14 protein-coding genes, 1 tRNA gene and 1 pseudogene are annotated in these 14,167 nt (G+C 62.8%); 8 read left to right on the forward strand and 8 right to left on the reverse strand.

Annotated features, from left to right (window positions below; genetic code table 11):
- Window positions 1-170 precede the first annotated feature (170 nt).
- The 5 genes from UCMB321_RS11350 to UCMB321_RS11370 all read right to left on the reverse strand — a co-directional run bounded on the left by UCMB321_RS11350 (window position 171) and on the right by UCMB321_RS11370 (window position 4,004).
- Window positions 171-677 (reverse strand): P-loop nucleotide/nucleoside kinase family protein, encoded by a 507-nt coding sequence (locus UCMB321_RS11350; RefSeq protein WP_040066586.1) that lies wholly within the window; start codon window positions 675-677, stop codon window positions 171-173.
- A 166-nt stretch (window positions 678-843) separates the two neighbouring features.
- Window positions 844-1,197, reverse strand: coding sequence for a DUF6124 family protein (locus UCMB321_RS11355; RefSeq protein ID WP_040066587.1), 354 nt, complete (start codon window positions 1,195-1,197; stop codon window positions 844-846).
- Between the two features lie 414 nt (window positions 1,198-1,611).
- Window positions 1,612-1,685: transfer RNA gene (locus UCMB321_RS11360), tRNA-Cys, on the reverse strand.
- A gap of 148 nt (window positions 1,686-1,833) precedes the next feature.
- Window positions 1,834-3,300, reverse strand: a complete 1,467-nt coding sequence (locus UCMB321_RS11365; protein ID WP_040066589.1) for an FAD/NAD(P)-binding protein — start codon at window positions 3,298-3,300, stop codon at window positions 1,834-1,836.
- Between the two features lie 140 nt (window positions 3,301-3,440).
- Window positions 3,441-4,004, reverse strand: a complete 564-nt coding sequence (locus tag UCMB321_RS11370) for a helix-turn-helix domain-containing protein (protein WP_040066591.1) — start codon at window positions 4,002-4,004, stop codon at window positions 3,441-3,443.
- On the opposite strand from UCMB321_RS11370, the pseudogene UCMB321_RS11375 reads away from it, so the two are divergent.
- The 7 genes and pseudogenes from UCMB321_RS11375 (at window position 3,963) to UCMB321_RS11405 (ending at window position 11,281) form a co-directional block, all read left to right on the forward strand.
- A pseudogene (locus UCMB321_RS11375) lies at window positions 3,963-5,038 on the forward strand (DMT family transporter). The gene UCMB321_RS11370 and the pseudogene UCMB321_RS11375 sit on opposite strands and share 42 nt — an antisense overlap.
- A gap of 200 nt (window positions 5,039-5,238) precedes the next feature.
- Complete coding sequence (locus UCMB321_RS11380) at window positions 5,239-8,157, forward strand: monovalent cation/H+ antiporter subunit A (protein WP_040066595.1); 2,919 nt, start codon at window positions 5,239-5,241, stop codon at window positions 8,155-8,157.
- On the forward strand, window positions 8,157-8,501 hold the full coding sequence (locus UCMB321_RS11385) for a Na+/H+ antiporter subunit C (protein ID WP_040066597.1): 345 nt from the start codon (window positions 8,157-8,159) through the stop codon (window positions 8,499-8,501). The genes UCMB321_RS11380 and UCMB321_RS11385 overlap by 1 nt, the downstream gene beginning before the upstream one ends.
- Window positions 8,498-10,165 carry a monovalent cation/H+ antiporter subunit D gene (locus tag UCMB321_RS11390; protein ID WP_040066600.1) on the forward strand — a complete coding sequence of 556 codons (1,668 nt, stop codon included), beginning with the start codon at window positions 8,498-8,500 and terminating at the stop codon, window positions 10,163-10,165. The genes UCMB321_RS11385 and UCMB321_RS11390 overlap by 4 nt, the downstream gene beginning before the upstream one ends.
- Window positions 10,162-10,650: a Na+/H+ antiporter subunit E gene (locus tag UCMB321_RS11395; RefSeq protein WP_040066602.1), complete on the forward strand. Its 489-nt coding sequence runs from the start codon at window positions 10,162-10,164 to the stop codon at window positions 10,648-10,650. The genes UCMB321_RS11390 and UCMB321_RS11395 overlap by 4 nt, the downstream gene beginning before the upstream one ends.
- Entirely contained in the window at window positions 10,647-10,925 is a 279-nt protein-coding gene (locus tag UCMB321_RS11400) for a K+/H+ antiporter subunit F (protein ID WP_040066604.1), read from the forward strand. The genes UCMB321_RS11395 and UCMB321_RS11400 overlap by 4 nt, the downstream gene beginning before the upstream one ends.
- Window positions 10,922-11,281 (forward strand): Na+/H+ antiporter subunit G, encoded by a 360-nt coding sequence (locus UCMB321_RS11405; RefSeq protein WP_040066606.1) that lies wholly within the window; start codon window positions 10,922-10,924, stop codon window positions 11,279-11,281. Before UCMB321_RS11400 ends, UCMB321_RS11405 begins: the two co-directional genes overlap by 4 nt.
- A 17-nt stretch (window positions 11,282-11,298) precedes the next feature.
- On the opposite strand, the gene UCMB321_RS11410 is transcribed toward UCMB321_RS11405, so the two are convergent.
- The 3 genes from UCMB321_RS11410 to UCMB321_RS11420 are packed head-to-tail and all read right to left on the reverse strand — an operon-like array spanning window position 11,299 to window position 13,005.
- Complete coding sequence (locus UCMB321_RS11410; RefSeq protein WP_040066611.1) at window positions 11,299-11,532, reverse strand: DUF7683 domain-containing protein; 234 nt, start codon at window positions 11,530-11,532, stop codon at window positions 11,299-11,301.
- 16 nt (window positions 11,533-11,548) lie between these two features.
- The gene (locus UCMB321_RS11415) at window positions 11,549-11,791 is read right to left on the reverse strand and encodes a pyocin S6 family toxin immunity protein (RefSeq protein WP_040066613.1); all 243 of its coding nucleotides are present in this window, start codon (window positions 11,789-11,791) and stop codon (window positions 11,549-11,551) included.
- Between the two features lie 8 nt (window positions 11,792-11,799).
- A complete protein-coding gene (locus UCMB321_RS11420; protein WP_084614932.1) occupies window positions 11,800-13,005 on the reverse strand; it encodes a colicin E3/pyocin S6 family cytotoxin in 1,206 nt (401 codons plus the stop codon).
- A gap of 214 nt (window positions 13,006-13,219) precedes the next feature.
- On the opposite strand from UCMB321_RS11420, the gene UCMB321_RS11425 reads away from it, so the two are divergent.
- Window positions 13,220-14,167 (forward strand): AraC family transcriptional regulator, encoded by a 948-nt coding sequence (locus UCMB321_RS11425; protein ID WP_040066616.1) that lies wholly within the window; start codon window positions 13,220-13,222, stop codon window positions 14,165-14,167.

Below are 14,167 nucleotides of genomic sequence, written 5' to 3' on the forward strand. Positions count from 1 at the left end.
CGCACCTTGAATTTTGCGCCACCTCCGTGAGGTGGGGAGGCCGGCCAGATGATTCTCAGATTTATTTTCACAGTCTTATCGCAACGGCAAAAAATAAATCTGTCTCCTTTTACGCTCGTCTCCTTTTACGCTCTTGGGAATGCCTTGCTACGTTGCGCTTTTCGCTGGTGCTACCCCTCGGATAAAAATCGCTTAGTGATCATTGCCACCGCCTCTGCCGGAGACATCAGGGCTGTGTCTATATTAAACGTAGTGTCATCCCACGCCTCATACTCATGATCCAACACAGACCGCCAGGTTGGTGGAGTCAGTCCAGGAATATCGATTTTCCTGGTTTCTACCCGTCGCTGGTGTTCATGTTTATCCGAGCAAACCACCTGGATATTCACTAATGGAGCACCGGAGCGTGTGGCGATTTCGCTCCACGCCTTTCGGCTTTCGATTACTGGGTTAACACAGTCGACTATGACCGTGCTGCCAAAACGAAGATTACTCAAGGCAAGCTCATTAGCGACCATGTAACCGCTCCGCCCCACGTCTTGTGCCAGAGCACCGGAATTTCGGATAGCCTGCTCAATCGTATCGATTCGCAGATACACGGCACTTACTCTGGCGGCAAGGTCACTTGCGATGGTCGTCTTTCCGGTGCCCGGAAGACCGCTGAAGACAATGAGCATTCCATGTCCTTCGGTTAGTGAGTTAACCCAGTCTAGGCGGTTGCCAGTTATGCGGCAGCAATCGCGCAATCTCACTTGCGCGCTGAGTCGGCAGGCGATTGAGAACCTCCCATAGTGATGGGTATCAGCCCGATGTAGAACTCACCTGCACCAGGCTGAGCCCGCCTCAACGTACAACGGCATCCTCATCTAAAACCGAATCCACCCACGACTGTGCCAACTCGATCAAATGCACCGTGCCCATTGCCAACTTGCGATTTGATCCATCAAGTTGGTCTGCGGACTCATAGGCGGTGGCCGCTGCCGATTGCAGAACCGAACTGGCATTGACCAGTTTGTCCTCGACGCTGAGAGACGCTGGTTTGCGAGGCAGCCTCGGACGGCTGTCGTGTTTGAGCGGGTCATCGCTCATCGGAAGCCCATAATGGGCAAAGGCGCGCTCGACGGCAGGGTCCAGTCTTTTGTCAATACGCGAAGCAGACAGGCCTACAGGCGGGTCCGGTGTAAGTCTTTTATCCATGGTCCAGCTCCTACATGTACATGATTGAGGAGCCATCTTTTGCCGTTCTCACGCGGCAAAGGGTGGCAGCTGTACGCAGGGTGAGAATACCGGACAGTAGGCAACCGGCCAGACCGAAGTCTGCCTGCGCACAGCCACCATGGAACGATCGCAAACGAAAAGATATTCGTAAGGATGGCTGGCACTAACGCGCTTACTGAACACGGGTTCTCACGCCAGACCGCTGATTTGGCAGCGATGGGCGAAGACTAGTGACCGGTTTCGGCAAGCGCAAGGCGAAAGGATTTTCTAGGAAGTTTCAGGCAATTGAAAGCGAATTGTCCGATGATTGCTTCAGGAAGGATATAACAACAGCACTTTTCCAAGCCCAAATAAAAAGCCCCGTAGACGCTAATCTACGGGGCTTTTGAAGAGTGGAGGCCGAGGTCGGAATCGAACCGGCGTAGATGGATTTGCAATCCACTGCATAACCATTTTGCTACTCGGCCTCAGGTCGAATCGAGCGCCCTTGCAAGACTGGCTTGCCGCAACTCCTTGATTCTTCAGTGTTCGCGACGTTACCGCCCGAGCTGATGGCGCGCATTATGTCCTAGTTGGATGACACTGGCAACCCCCTGAATTCTAATAATTTTTAGGTCAGCCCCGGCCTTTCTGCGAGTCCATCAGCTGTGCCAGACGCACCGCCAGCGCCTTCGCCTGGCTGGCCACGTCGGTCACCGCCGTGCTCTCCCACCACATGCCACGCAACGGCGGGCCCATGGCGAACAAGCGCGTGGAGACATCACCTTCGGCATCCACCACCGCCCCACCCGGATCAGCCGCAATACCCAGCGCCAACGGTCCCGGACGAATCAACCCGCGTGCCAGCAGTTGTTGCGGCAATGGCCGATCCACCCGCCGCCAGTCGTACTCAATACCCGTGGAGTTGATCAAGGCCTCTCCCGTGACCGTACGCGCCCGCGACTCCCCCCGTGGCCGGATGGAAATACTCACCCTCCCGTCCCGTGGCTCGTCCAGACCCTTGAGTGACGCCGCCTCGATGGTCAGCCGCCCTTCCTTATAAAGACGCTCCACCAACTCGGCGCTCAAAGGCGGCGAACGGTGATGATGGCTCTCCCACCAGGGCCGCACATGCCGCACGAACTGCCGACGCTGGACATCGCTGGCCTGGCTCCAGAGTCGACCGATATGCGCCCGCACCGTGTCCAACGGAGCCTGCCAGTCGATCCCGGACGCCAACGCAGCGGCGCATTGGCGACGCACCTCGCGCAGCAACTGCCGAGGGCTGCGAATGCTCTGATCGGCGGCCAGGAAATCCTCCCAGGCCGGTGGCTGGCGGCGCACATGGGGCAACAGCCCATGCCGGGAAAACACCCGGATCGGCCCGCGATGCCCGGCCTGCTCCAGGGAGACCACGGCATCGACCATGGTCAGGCCGGAACCGATGATCAGCACCGTCCCTTGCGGATCGAGTCGCGACATGGCGGCGACATCCCAAGGATCTATCGCCGCCGCATTCAAGCCGCTGGAGTGTTTCTGCCGGGTGCGTGCCGCCGGGAACATACCGGTGGCCAGCACCGCGTAAGCCCCTTCCAGGCACTGACCGTCGGCCAGTGTTAGCCGCGCACCGCTGCTGTCGATGTGCAGATCGACCGCTTCGCCACACACATGCTCAGCCGTCGATCCCGACACCGCCCCCTGCTCCCGAGCTTCGGCCAGGCGTTGCTGAACATAGAGACCGAAGATCCCCCGGGGAGGAAAAAGCTCACTCACCGGCACGTGCTGCTGATCCGATTCCGGCCAACCGCCTTTGGCAATAAACGCCTCAAGCCACTGGGTCAGGTCATCAGCGTTATCGGGGTCGACGCTCATCCGCGCCGCGTTGCCGTTCAACGTATGCCCCAGCTCCGTGGCGCTGTAGGCCTCCCCCCTCCCCAACTCGGCACGCGGTTCGACAATCAGGATCCGCCGCCGGCCAGGCAGGCGCAGCAACTGCGCCGCCAGCATCGCACCGCTCAGGCCACCACCGACGATCAACACATCGGCGCGGCCAACAACCGCCGAAATGGTTGATGTCGCCTGTCCGCTCAGGGTCTCACTCATTGTTTGCTCCCTTGTCAGGGCTTGCCCAGATAGAAGTCGTGTCGGTCGCCCCCGGCCAGCCGTTCATCCGCCACACCGCCGTGCAAGCCTGCAAGACTTCCCGGCCTCATCGCAAGCGATCGAACGTCGACCGACTGCACCTACAGCACCACATTGCGAATAAAACGCACCGCGCTTTCGCCATCATTGCGATAACTGTGAGGCTGGTTACTGGGGAACATGAAGAACTCGCCCGCTGCGAGCGACCGCTGCTGTTCCCCCAGCAACACCGTCAGGCAGCCTTCGAAGACATAGAGCTGTTCACTCCAACCCTCGCAATCCGCTTCCGAGTCATAACGCTCGCCCGGTTCCAGACGCCACTCCCAGAGTTCGACTTCCCGGCTCGCCACCGCCTTGGCCAGCAGCACCGCCTTGCTCCCCGCAATCGCCCCGGCCCAGGCCACCTCGTTGATCCGACTCGGGTCGCGGGCGTCCGGCGCCTGGATCAGGTCGCTGAAGGCCACGTCCAGGGCCTCGGCGACCCGGTCCAGGGTGCTCAGGCTGACATTCTTTTCCCCCGCCTCGATCGCCACCAGCATACGCCGGCTGACCCCGGACTTTTCCGACAGTGCGCTCTGGCTCAGCTGAGCTTCATGACGCAGGCGGCGCACGTTCAAGCTGACATGCTGCAGCACCGAAGCCCGTTGCGAATTTTCTTTGTGCACTATATTGCTCACTTGATTGGTTTGCGCAGTATACTGCCCACCTCCGGCGCATTGTGCGTCCCACCTGGAGAGTGTGCAAGACCATGACTGCGGCGAACTCCAATACCTCGTTTGCCTCGACCCTGCGGTTCAGCAAGGCCGAGTGCGTGCTGATCCTGATCACCATGGTCTGGGGCATCACCTTCCTGCTGGTGCAAAACGCCATGACCGTCAGCGGCCCGATGTTCTTCGTCGGCCTGCGTTTCGCCGCCGCGGCGTCCATCGTCGCCCTGTTCTCGGCCCGCAGCCTGCGTGACATCACCGCCTTCGAAGTGAAGGCGGGGATCTTCATCGGCACCGCGATCATGCTCGGCTACGGGTTGCAGACCGTGGGCCTGCAAAGCCTTCCCAGCAGCCAGGTGGCGTTCATTACCGCGTTGTACGTGCCCTTCGTGCCGCTGCTGCAATGGCTGGTGCTGGGCAAGCGCCCGGGGTTGATGCCGAGTATCGGGATCATGCTGGCGTTCACCGGCTTGATGCTGTTGTCCGGTCCCAATGGCGCGCAGCTGAATTTCAGCTCCGGTGAGATCGTCACGGTGATCAGCGCCATTGCGATTGCCGCCGAGATCATCCTGATCAGCAACTATGCCGGCAAGGTCGACGTACGGCGGGTGACGGTGGTGCAGTTGGGCACGGCGTCGATCCTGGCGTTTCTGATGATCGTCCCGACCCAGGAGGCGTTGCCGGAGTTTTCCTGGCTGCTGGTGGCCAGTGCGGTCGGCCTCGGCGCCGCCAGCGCGGCGATCCAGGTGGCGATGAACTGGGCGCAGAAGAGTGTGTCGCCGACCCGCGCGACCTTGATCTATGCCGGGGAGCCGGTCTGGGCGGGAATTGCCGGGCGCGTGGCCGGCGAGCGTCTGCCGGGGATCGCGCTGCTGGGGGCGGCGTTGATCGTGACGGCAGTGATCGTCAGTGAGTTGAAGACCAAGGGGAAACATGTCGAGCCGGTCGAGGACGACGTAGAAACCGAGGTGCTGGACCCGAACAACCCGTAGACCGCGTTATCGTTCTTCGCGAGCAAGCTTGCTCGCGAAGGCGCCCTCTCAGACGACACATCCCCTCCCTGACACACCACTCCGAACAGGCACATCAGCCGTTTACCACCTACCTTGTAGGATTCTGCCACAGGTTCTTGGTTGGTGATCCCCGGTGCGCCACGTATGATCCTTCGCAAACTCCTGCAGATTAGAAGCCTATGTCCCTGATAGTTCTACTGCTTCTGCCTTTTATCGGCAGCTGTCTGGCAGCCGTGCTGCCGCATAACGCGCGCAATAGCGAATCCATCCTGGCCGGTGTCATCGCCCTGGCCGGCACCCTGCAGATGGCCCTGCTCTACCCGCAGATCGCCCATGGCGGCGTGATTCACGAGACCGTCAACTGGCTGCCCAGCCTGGGCCTGAACTTCGTCCTGCGCCTGGACGGCTTTGCCTGGCTGTTCTCCATGCTGGTGCTGGGCATCGGCACGCTGGTGTCGCTGTACGCCCGCTACTACATGTCGCCGGAAGACCCGGTGCCACGCTTTTTCGCGTTTTTTCTGGCCTTCATGGGCGCCATGCTCGGCCTGGTGCTGTCGGGCAACCTGATCCAGATGGTGTTCTTCTGGGAACTGACCAGCCTGTTCTCCTTCCTGCTGATCGGCTACTGGCATCACCGCAGCGACGCCCGCCGCGGTGCCTATATGGCGCTGACGGTAACCGGGGCCGGCGGCCTGTGCCTGCTGGCGGGGGTGCTGATCCTCGGCCATGTGGTCGGCAGCTATGACCTGGACAGCGTGCTGGCGGCGGGCGAGCGGATCCGCGCCCACGCCCTGTATCCGGTCCTGCTGCCCCTGATCCTGATCGGCGCCCTGAGCAAGAGCGCGCAGTTCCCCTTCCACTTCTGGCTGCCCCACGCCATGGCCGCGCCGACACCGGTCTCGGCCTACCTGCACTCGGCGACCATGGTCAAGGCCGGGGTGTTTCTCCTGGCGCGGCTGTGGCCGTCGCTCTCCGGCAGCGATGAATGGTTCTGGATCGTCAGCGGTGCCGGGGCCGCGACCCTGATGCTCGGCGCCTACTGCGCCATGTTCCAGAACGACCTCAAGGGCCTGCTGGCCTACTCCACCATCAGCCACCTGGGCCTGATCACCCTGCTGCTGGGCCTGAACAGTCCGCTGGCCGCCGTGGCCGCGGTGTTCCATATTCTCAACCATGCGACCTTCAAGGCCTCGCTGTTCATGGCCGCCGGCATCATCGACCACGAAAGCGGCACCCGTGATATCCGCAAGCTCAGCGGCCTGGTCAAGCTGATTCCGTTCACCGCCACCCTGGCGATGGTCGCCAGCGCCGCCATGGCCGGGGTGCCGCTGCTCAACGGCTTCCTGTCCAAGGAAATGTTCTTCGCCGAAACGGTGTTCATCAACTCCACGGCCTGGGTCGAAGCCGCGCTGCCGGTGATCGCCACCGTCGCCGGCACCTTCAGCGTCGCCTACTCGTTGCGCTTTACTGTCGATGTGTTCTTCGGCCCCAAGGCCACCGATCTGCCCCACACGCCCCACGAGCCGCCGCGCTGGATGCGCGCACCGGTGGAACTGCTGGTGTTCACCTGCCTGCTGGTGGGGATCTTCCCGGCCCAGGTGGTCGGCGCGATCCTCGCCGCCGCGGCGCTGCCGGTGGTCGGCGGGACCCTGCCGGAATACAGCCTGGCGATCTGGCACGGCCTGAACGCACCCATGATCATGAGCCTGATCGCCCTGTCCGCCGGCGTGCTGCTCTATCTGCTGCTGCGCAAGCAGCTCAAGCGTGGCCGTTTCAACCGCCCGCCGCTGATCGGCCGCCTCAACGGCAAGCGCCTGTTCGAGTGCAGTCTGGTGATCGTCATGCGCTACGCCCGACGCATCGAGCGCCGGGTCAGCACCCAGCGCCTGCAAACCCAGTTGTTCCTGCTGGTGCTGGCGGCGGTGGTCGCCGGGCTGATCCCGATGCTGCACGGCAGCCTGTCCTGGGGTGACCGGCCGAAGATCCCCGGCTCCATCGTCTTCGTCACCCTCTGGTTGCTAGCCATCGCCTGCGCCCTGGGCGCCGCCTGGCAGGCCAAGTACCACCGGCTGGCGGCCCTGATCATGGTTGGCGTCTGCGGCCTGATGACCTGCATCACCTTTGTCTGGTTCTCCGCGCCGGACCTGGCCCTGACCCAGTTGGTGGTGGAAGTGGTGACCACGGTGCTGATCCTGCTGGGCCTGCGCTGGCTGCCACGGCGTATCGAAGACGTCTCGCCGTTGCCCAGCAGCCTGCCCAAAGCGCGCATTCGCCGCCTGCGCGACCTGCTGCTGTCGGTGGGCGTGGGCGGCGGCATGGCGCTGTTGTCCTATGCCATGCTGACCCGCCAGACGCCCAACCATATCTCCTCGTTCTACCTGAGCCACGCCCTGCCCGGGGGCGGCGGCAGCAACGTGGTGAACGTGATGCTGGTGGACTTCCGCGGCTTCGATACCCTCGGTGAAATCACCGTGCTGATGGCTACCGCCCTCACCGTGTTCGCCCTGCTGCGACGCTTCCGCCCGCCGAAGGAAAGCCTCGAACTGCCCAACCAGCAGCGCCTGCTGGCCCCGGACGTGGTCACCGACCTGGTCAACCCGCGCAGCGCCAGCGACACCGCCCTGGGCTTCATGATGGTGCCGGCAGTGCTGGTGCGCCTGCTGCTGCCGATCGCCTTCGTGGTCTCGATGTACCTGTTCATGCGTGGCCACAACGAACCGGGCGGCGGCTTTGTCGCCGGCCTGGTGATGTCGGTGGCCTTTATCCTGCAATACATGGTCGCCGGTACCCAATGGGTCGAGGCGCAGATGAGCCTGCGGCCGTTGCGCTGGATGGGCACCGGCCTGCTGTTCGCCACGGTCACCGGCCTCGGGGCAATGGCCTTCGGCTATCCGTTCCTGACCACCCACACCGCCCACCTGCACCTGCCGCTGCTGGGGGATATCCATGTCGCCAGCGCGCTGTTCTTCGATATCGGCGTGTATGCGGTGGTGGTCGGCTCGACCCTGTTGATCCTCACCGCCCTCGCGCACCAGTCGGTCCGTGCCCACCGGCCGAGCCAGCCACTCACCGCCCAAGCCAAGCCAGGAGCCGCCTGATGGAAGAAGTCATTGCAATTGCCATCGGCGTGCTCGCGGCCTCCGGCGTCTGGCTGGTGCTGCGTCCACGGACCTTCCAGGTGGTGATGGGCCTGTGCCTGCTGTCCTACGGGGTCAACCTGTTCATCTTCAGCATGGGCAGCCTGTTCATCGGCAACGAGCCGATCATCAAGGACGGCGTGCCCCAGGACCTGCTCCACTACACCGATCCCTTGCCCCAGGCCCTGGTGCTCACGGCCATCGTCATCAGCTTCGCCATGACCGCGCTGTTCCTGGTGGTGCTGCTGGCCTCTCGGGGCCTGACCGGCACCGACCATGTCGATGGCCGGGAGCCCAAGGAATGAACCCGATGTCGCACCTGATCATCGCCCCGATCCTGCTGCCGCTGCTCACGGCGGCACTGATGCTGATGCTCGGCGAGAAACACCGGCCGCTCAAGGCCCGCCTCAACCTGGTGTCGAGCCTGATCGGCCTGGGCATCTCGGTGCTGTTGCTGCTCTTCACCCAGTCGGGTGAAACCGGCTCCATCGGCGTCTACCTGCCGAGCAACTGGCAGGTGCCGTTCGGCATCGTGCTGGTGGTCGACCGCCTTTCGGCACTGATGCTGGTACTGACCGGCATCATCGGCGTCAGCGCGCTGCTGTTCGCCATGGCCCGCTGGGACCGCGCCGGGGCCAGCTTCCACGCGCTGTTCCAGATCCAGTTGATGGGCCTGTACGGCGCTTTCCTGACCGCCGACCTGTTCAACCTGTTCGTGTTCTTCGAGGTCCTGCTGGCTGCTTCCTATGGCCTGGTCCTGCACGGTTCGGGGCGCCCGAGGGTGTCGGCGGGGCTGCACTACATCGCGATCAACCTGCTGGCCTCGTCGCTGTTCCTGATCGGCGCGGCGCTGATCTATGGCGTCACCGGCACCCTGAACATGGCCGACCTGGCCCTGAAGATCCCGCTGGTGCCGGAAGCCGATCGCGGCCTGCTGCATGCCGGCGCGGCGATTCTCGCGGTGGCTTTCCTGGCCAAGGCCGGGATGTGGCCGCTGAACTTCTGGCTGGTGCCCGCCTACTCCTCGGCCAGCGCCCCGGTGGCGGCGATGTTCGCGATCATGACCAAGGTCGGGGTCTACACCCTGCTGCGCCTGTGGACCCTGCTGTTCTCCGGCGAGGCCGGCGCCTCGGCGCATTTCGGTGGCGACTGGCTGATCTACGGCGGCATGGCGACCATCGCCTGCGCTGCCGTGGCGATCCTCGCCGCCCGGCGCCTGGAGCGCATGGCCAGCCTGAGTATCCTGGTCTCGGCCGGGATCCTGCTCTCGGCCATCGGTTTCGCCCAGCCGAACCTCACCGCCGGCGCGCTGTTCTACCTGGTCAGCTCGACCCTGGCCCTGAGTGCGCTGTTCCTGCTGGCCGAACTGATCGAACGCTCGCGCTCGGCCAACGAACTGCCACTGGAGGAGGACATCTACCCGCTTCCACGCTCGCCGGAGTCCTCGCAGCCGCGCCCCGGCACCAACCTCGACGATGAGCAGAAGGCCCTGGTCGGCCAAGTCATCCCCTGGACCATGGCCTTCCTCGGCCTGAGCTTCATCGCCTGCGCCCTGCTGATCATCGGCATGCCGCCACTGTCCGGTTTCATCGGCAAGCTGACCCTGCTCAGCGCCCTGCTCAATCCACGGGGACTGGGCATCGACGCCCCGATCGCCCCGGCAGCCTGGGCCCTGCTAGCGTTGCTGGTGCTGTCCGGACTCGCCTCGCTGCTGGCCTTCTCGCGCATGGGCATCTCGCGTTTCTGGACACCCCAGGAGCGCCCGTCGCCGACGCTGCGACGTCTGGAATGCCTGCCCATCGTCGCCCTGCTGGGCCTGTGCATCCTGCTGACGGTCAAAGCCGAGCCGCTGCTGCGCTACACCCAGGCCGCGGCCGACTCCCTCGACAGCCCCGGGCGCTATATCAGCGCGGTGCAGGCCACCCGCCCGGTGCCGAATCCGTCCGCCGCCGTGGAGGTGCAGCCATGAAGCGCCTGTTCCCCGCGCCCTGGCTGTCCCTGGCGCTCTGGCTGTTGTGGCTGCTGCTGAACCTGTCGATCAGCCCCGGCAACCTGCTGCTGGGGGCGGCCCTCGGGTTCTTCGCCCCGGTGCTGATGGCGCCCTTGCGCCCGCGGCCGATCCGCATCCGTCGCCCCGGGGTGATCCTGCGCCTGCTGCTGCGGGTCGGGGCCGACATGGTGCTGTCCAACCTCGCCGTCGCCTGGGGCGTGCTGAATGCCGGACGCCGGGCGCCGCGCTCGGCCTTCGTCAAGGTGCCGCTGGACCTGCGCGACGCCAACGGCCTGGCGGCGCTGTCGATGATCTGCACGGTGATTCCCGGCACCGTCTGGTCGGAGCTGGCGCTGGACCGCAGCGTCCTGTTGCTGCACGTGTTCGACCTGGACGAGGAAGCGCCGTTTATCCAGCACTTCAAGGCGACCTACGAACGCCCCTTGATGGAGATTTTCGAATGAGCGCACTGCTCGCCAACGCGATCCTGCTGAGCCTGTTCATCTTCAGCCTGGCGCTGGTGCTGACCGTGGTCCGGCTGTTCAAGGGCCCCTCGGCCCAGGACCGGGTCCTGGCCCTGGACTACCTTTACCTGATTGCCATGCTGATGATGCTGGTGCTGGGCATCCGCTACGCCAGCGACACCTATTTCGAAGCGGCGCTGCTGATTGCCCTGTTCGGCTTCGTCGGTTCCTTTGCCCTGGCCAAATTCCTCCTGCGCGGCGAGGTGATCGAATGAATGCGTTATCGCTGTGGATCGAAATCCCGGTGGCCCTGTTGCTGGTGGCCGCCAGCCTGCTCGCCCTGTGCGGCGCTATCGGCCTGCTGCGCATGAAGGACTTCTTCCAGCGCATGCACCCACCGGCGCTGGCCTCGACCCTCGGCGCCTGGTGCGTAGCGCTGGCCTCGATCCTGTATTTTTCGACGCTCAAGTCGGAGCCGGTGCTGCACGCCTGGCTGATCCCGATCCTGCTGTCGATCACCGTACCGGTAACCACCCTGCTGCTGGCGCGCACCGGGCTGTTCCGCAAGCGCATGGCCGGGGATGATGTGCCGGCGGAGGTCAGCAGCGGGCGGACAGAAGGCAAGGGCTGAGCGATTTGGAGGACAGGTCAATAGGCATTGCAGGTCAGTTGGAAAATATAGCGCTGGTCGTAAAACCTTCTACCCGCCAATGCTTCAATAGCATCCAACTGTGAGGCGCTAAGGTCGTAGCCTTCATCACCACGTTGAGGAGCGGACCACGCCATGACGGCTGATAATTGCTCCTCGCAGTCGTCAGGAAGCTCAATTTCAAAGGCTAACAATTCGGTTTCTCTATCAAAGGCTTCGACGGTGTACCTCAAAGTTCCACCTCGACGTTTAATCTCTCACCACGCCAATAAATAGGTCCAAGTCGCTGGGTAGCGGCTCCTTGATAACAGAAGCGATCTGTTGGATCTGGTCGCTGGTTAGCGGCAAATCCCCATCACATTCATCCGCAAGGTTTTTCCAACCCAAAACATCCATGACCGCTTGCTCAAACTCGGGAGGCACATCCAACTCATATTTCAACGAACTGTCTACCGAGTCGTCCACTAAAAAGCCAGTGATACACAAATACATAAATGCTCCTATTTTTCTATTTTTCGGCCAGGCTTGGCGGGTTTGGTTTGTTCACCTGTCTCTGAGTTGAACTCCCCAAGGTGATTGCCTTGTCTGTCGTACATTTCGACTGCCCCATGCCGGCTGTCCCACTCGTAAATACGTCCTTTACGATCTTTCCAGCGTCTACGCTTTTTCCCTCCGCCCTGAACACTGCTTTTCAATTTATCCCTTACAGCGTCAGGAAAAGCCACCAGCTCTTTGGGCGGTGGATAGTACGAATGATCCCCTCCAAACGGCTTCGAAAATACTACATAAATCGACCTCAACCCGGAGTCGAGCGGGAACGTGATGATCCGGTCGCCAAGGGTAACGTCGTCGGCGACGGGATAACCGTCGATCTGTGAGTCCACCCCCTCCTCAATGGGATGCACCAGGATGCTGCCCATCGGCTCATCCGTGTGTTCCGGGAAAGTCAGTTCGGGGGTGAGTAGCGGGCCACTGTTGGGCGTCCAAAGCAGGGTGATGCCGTCGCCCAGGTGGGCTTCAAGCGTGCGGCCATCGGCCCGCCACTGGGCTTTTACAATGCGGACGCTGTCATCCCCGGAACCGGAAGCGTGAATACCGTAGAGCTGCAACACACCCTCGGCATCGTGACGAAACTGGAAGCGCACGCGGGAGGCCGCCGCCGTCATCTGGCGCAGTTCGTCATCGCTGTACAGGGTGCCGTCCCCCATGCGGGCCGGGAGCATGCCGGCGATAAACACCGTAGCGCCACCACCGGCCACCATGGCGCTGCGCAGCATCCATCGGAAGCCCTGTTGGATGATGCCGCCGCCGGCTATTCGACCCAGTGCAGCATCGGCTCCCAGCGTGGCGCCAAGCGCGGCGGCTCCTGCAGGGATCGCCTTGGTTTTCGCCACCATGACCTTGCCGAAATGGGCAGCCGGTTCGGTGGTCGTGCCCGCCTCCGTACAACACCAATTTCCGGGGCTGCAGGACTTGGCAAAGATCACGCCTTGCGACGGTTTCGGCAGGGGCCATGGCTCCTTTTGGAGGGGGATCTCCGGAGGCGCCGGGGCGGGGTCTTTCTGTTCAACGCCACCGAAGTAGCCCCAACTTTCTGTCCGCCAGCCAGGCGCCTTGCACCAGGAACATGACTGGCCGGGTCGACAGAAGAGGCAATCTTTTTTATCGTTTCTTTTGAAAAAGTCGTCGCCCCATTTCAAGCCCATGGTGTTCCTTCGCAATGGTCTGGAGTGACGGCGAAACATGAAGGAAGTTTTTACAGTGATAAAGACCTTGAAGAGCGTTTACAAAATGCCCTTCAGCACTTACAGATTGGTCCTACTTCAGGCCGCCAATAGGGCCTGTCGACGACCTCGCTATCCTGGGCACACGTAGAAAGTTGATTGCCTTTGGCGCACCGCAGACGGGAGTTGAGGGGCAATGAGCGTCGCCTACCAGAGCCTGCTGGAATACACCCGGCGCATGAACCGGGTGCTCGAGTACATCGACCGGCACCTGGACCAACCGCTGGAATTGGCCGAGCTGGCGGCCATCGCACACTTCTCGCCCTTCCACTTCCATCGCCTGTTCAGCGCCTGGGTCGGCGAAACCCTGGGCGACTACCTGCGTCGCCGCCGGCTCGGCTGTGCCGCCCTGCAATTGGCCGAGCGTCCCGAGGCGACGGTGCTAGAGATCGCGCTGGAGGTCGGCTTCGGTTCCGGCGAAGCCTTCTCCCGGGCGTTCAAGCAACACTTCGAGGTCACCCCCAGTGCCTGGCGCCGTCTCGAACCGGCACGCTGGGAGCAGCGCCTCAACGACATCCGTGAACGGCGCCTGCGGTCATTTCGCAATCCTGATCAGGCAAGCGCCCTGCTCCTGTCCGACCATGAGGGCTCTCAAACCCCAGAGGACATGACGATGGACGTCACCCTTGAAGATATCCCGCCGACCCGTATCGCCTATATGCGTTATACCGGCCCCTACGGCCCGGGCATCGGCACCTTCTGGCGCGAGGTATTCGCGCCCTGGATGGAGCGCAACGGCCTGATGGGCGAAGTGCGTTTCGGCATCGGCCTCGACGACCCGCAGATCACCCCGGCAGCGAAATGCCGTTATGACGCCTGCGTGCAGGTGCCGGACGATTTCACCGGCAGCGGCGAAGCCACAGTGACCACGATGCCGGGCGGATGCTATGCGGTCGCCCGTTTCAGCGGCCACACCCGCGATTTCCCGGATGCCTGGACCGAACTGTGCGGTGACTGGCTGCCCCGCAGCGGGATGCAGTTCGGCAGTGGCGCGCCGTTCGAACGCTATCCGAAGGACGCCCATTACGACCCGGTGGCCGGTACCCTCGATTGCGACCTGTGCATTCCGGTACGACCGTTGTGA

The sequence above is a fragment of the Pseudomonas batumici genome, assembly GCF_000820515.1.
In the GTDB taxonomy this organism is placed as follows: Bacteria; Pseudomonadota; Gammaproteobacteria; order Pseudomonadales; family Pseudomonadaceae; genus Aquipseudomonas; species Aquipseudomonas batumici.

Bases quoted from the DNA above. Each gene is read 5' to 3' on its own strand.
- UCMB321_RS11350 (WP_040066586.1), bottom strand. From the start codon at position 677: ATGCTCATTGTCTTCAGCGGTCTTCCGGGCACCGGAAAGACGACCATC.
- UCMB321_RS11355 (WP_040066587.1), bottom strand. From the start codon at position 1,197: ATGGATAAAAGACTTACACCGGACCCGCCTGTAGGCCTGTCTGCTTCG.
- UCMB321_RS11365 (WP_040066589.1), bottom strand. From the start codon at position 3,300: ATGAGTGAGACCCTGAGCGGACAGGCGACATCAACCATTTCGGCGGTT.
- UCMB321_RS11380 (WP_040066595.1), top strand. From the start codon at position 5,239: ATGTCCCTGATAGTTCTACTGCTTCTGCCTTTTATCGGCAGCTGTCTG.
- UCMB321_RS11385 (WP_040066597.1), top strand. From the start codon at position 8,157: ATGGAAGAAGTCATTGCAATTGCCATCGGCGTGCTCGCGGCCTCCGGC.
- UCMB321_RS11390 (WP_040066600.1), top strand. From the start codon at position 8,498: ATGAACCCGATGTCGCACCTGATCATCGCCCCGATCCTGCTGCCGCTG.
- UCMB321_RS11395 (WP_040066602.1), top strand. From the start codon at position 10,162: ATGAAGCGCCTGTTCCCCGCGCCCTGGCTGTCCCTGGCGCTCTGGCTG.
- UCMB321_RS11400 (WP_040066604.1), top strand. From the start codon at position 10,647: ATGAGCGCACTGCTCGCCAACGCGATCCTGCTGAGCCTGTTCATCTTC.
- UCMB321_RS11405 (WP_040066606.1), top strand. From the start codon at position 10,922: ATGAATGCGTTATCGCTGTGGATCGAAATCCCGGTGGCCCTGTTGCTG.
- UCMB321_RS11415 (WP_040066613.1), bottom strand. From the start codon at position 11,791: ATGTATTTGTGTATCACTGGCTTTTTAGTGGACGACTCGGTAGACAGT.
- UCMB321_RS11420 (WP_084614932.1), bottom strand. From the start codon at position 13,005: ATGGGCTTGAAATGGGGCGACGACTTTTTCAAAAGAAACGATAAAAAA.
- UCMB321_RS11425 (WP_040066616.1), top strand. From the start codon at position 13,220: ATGAGCGTCGCCTACCAGAGCCTGCTGGAATACACCCGGCGCATGAAC.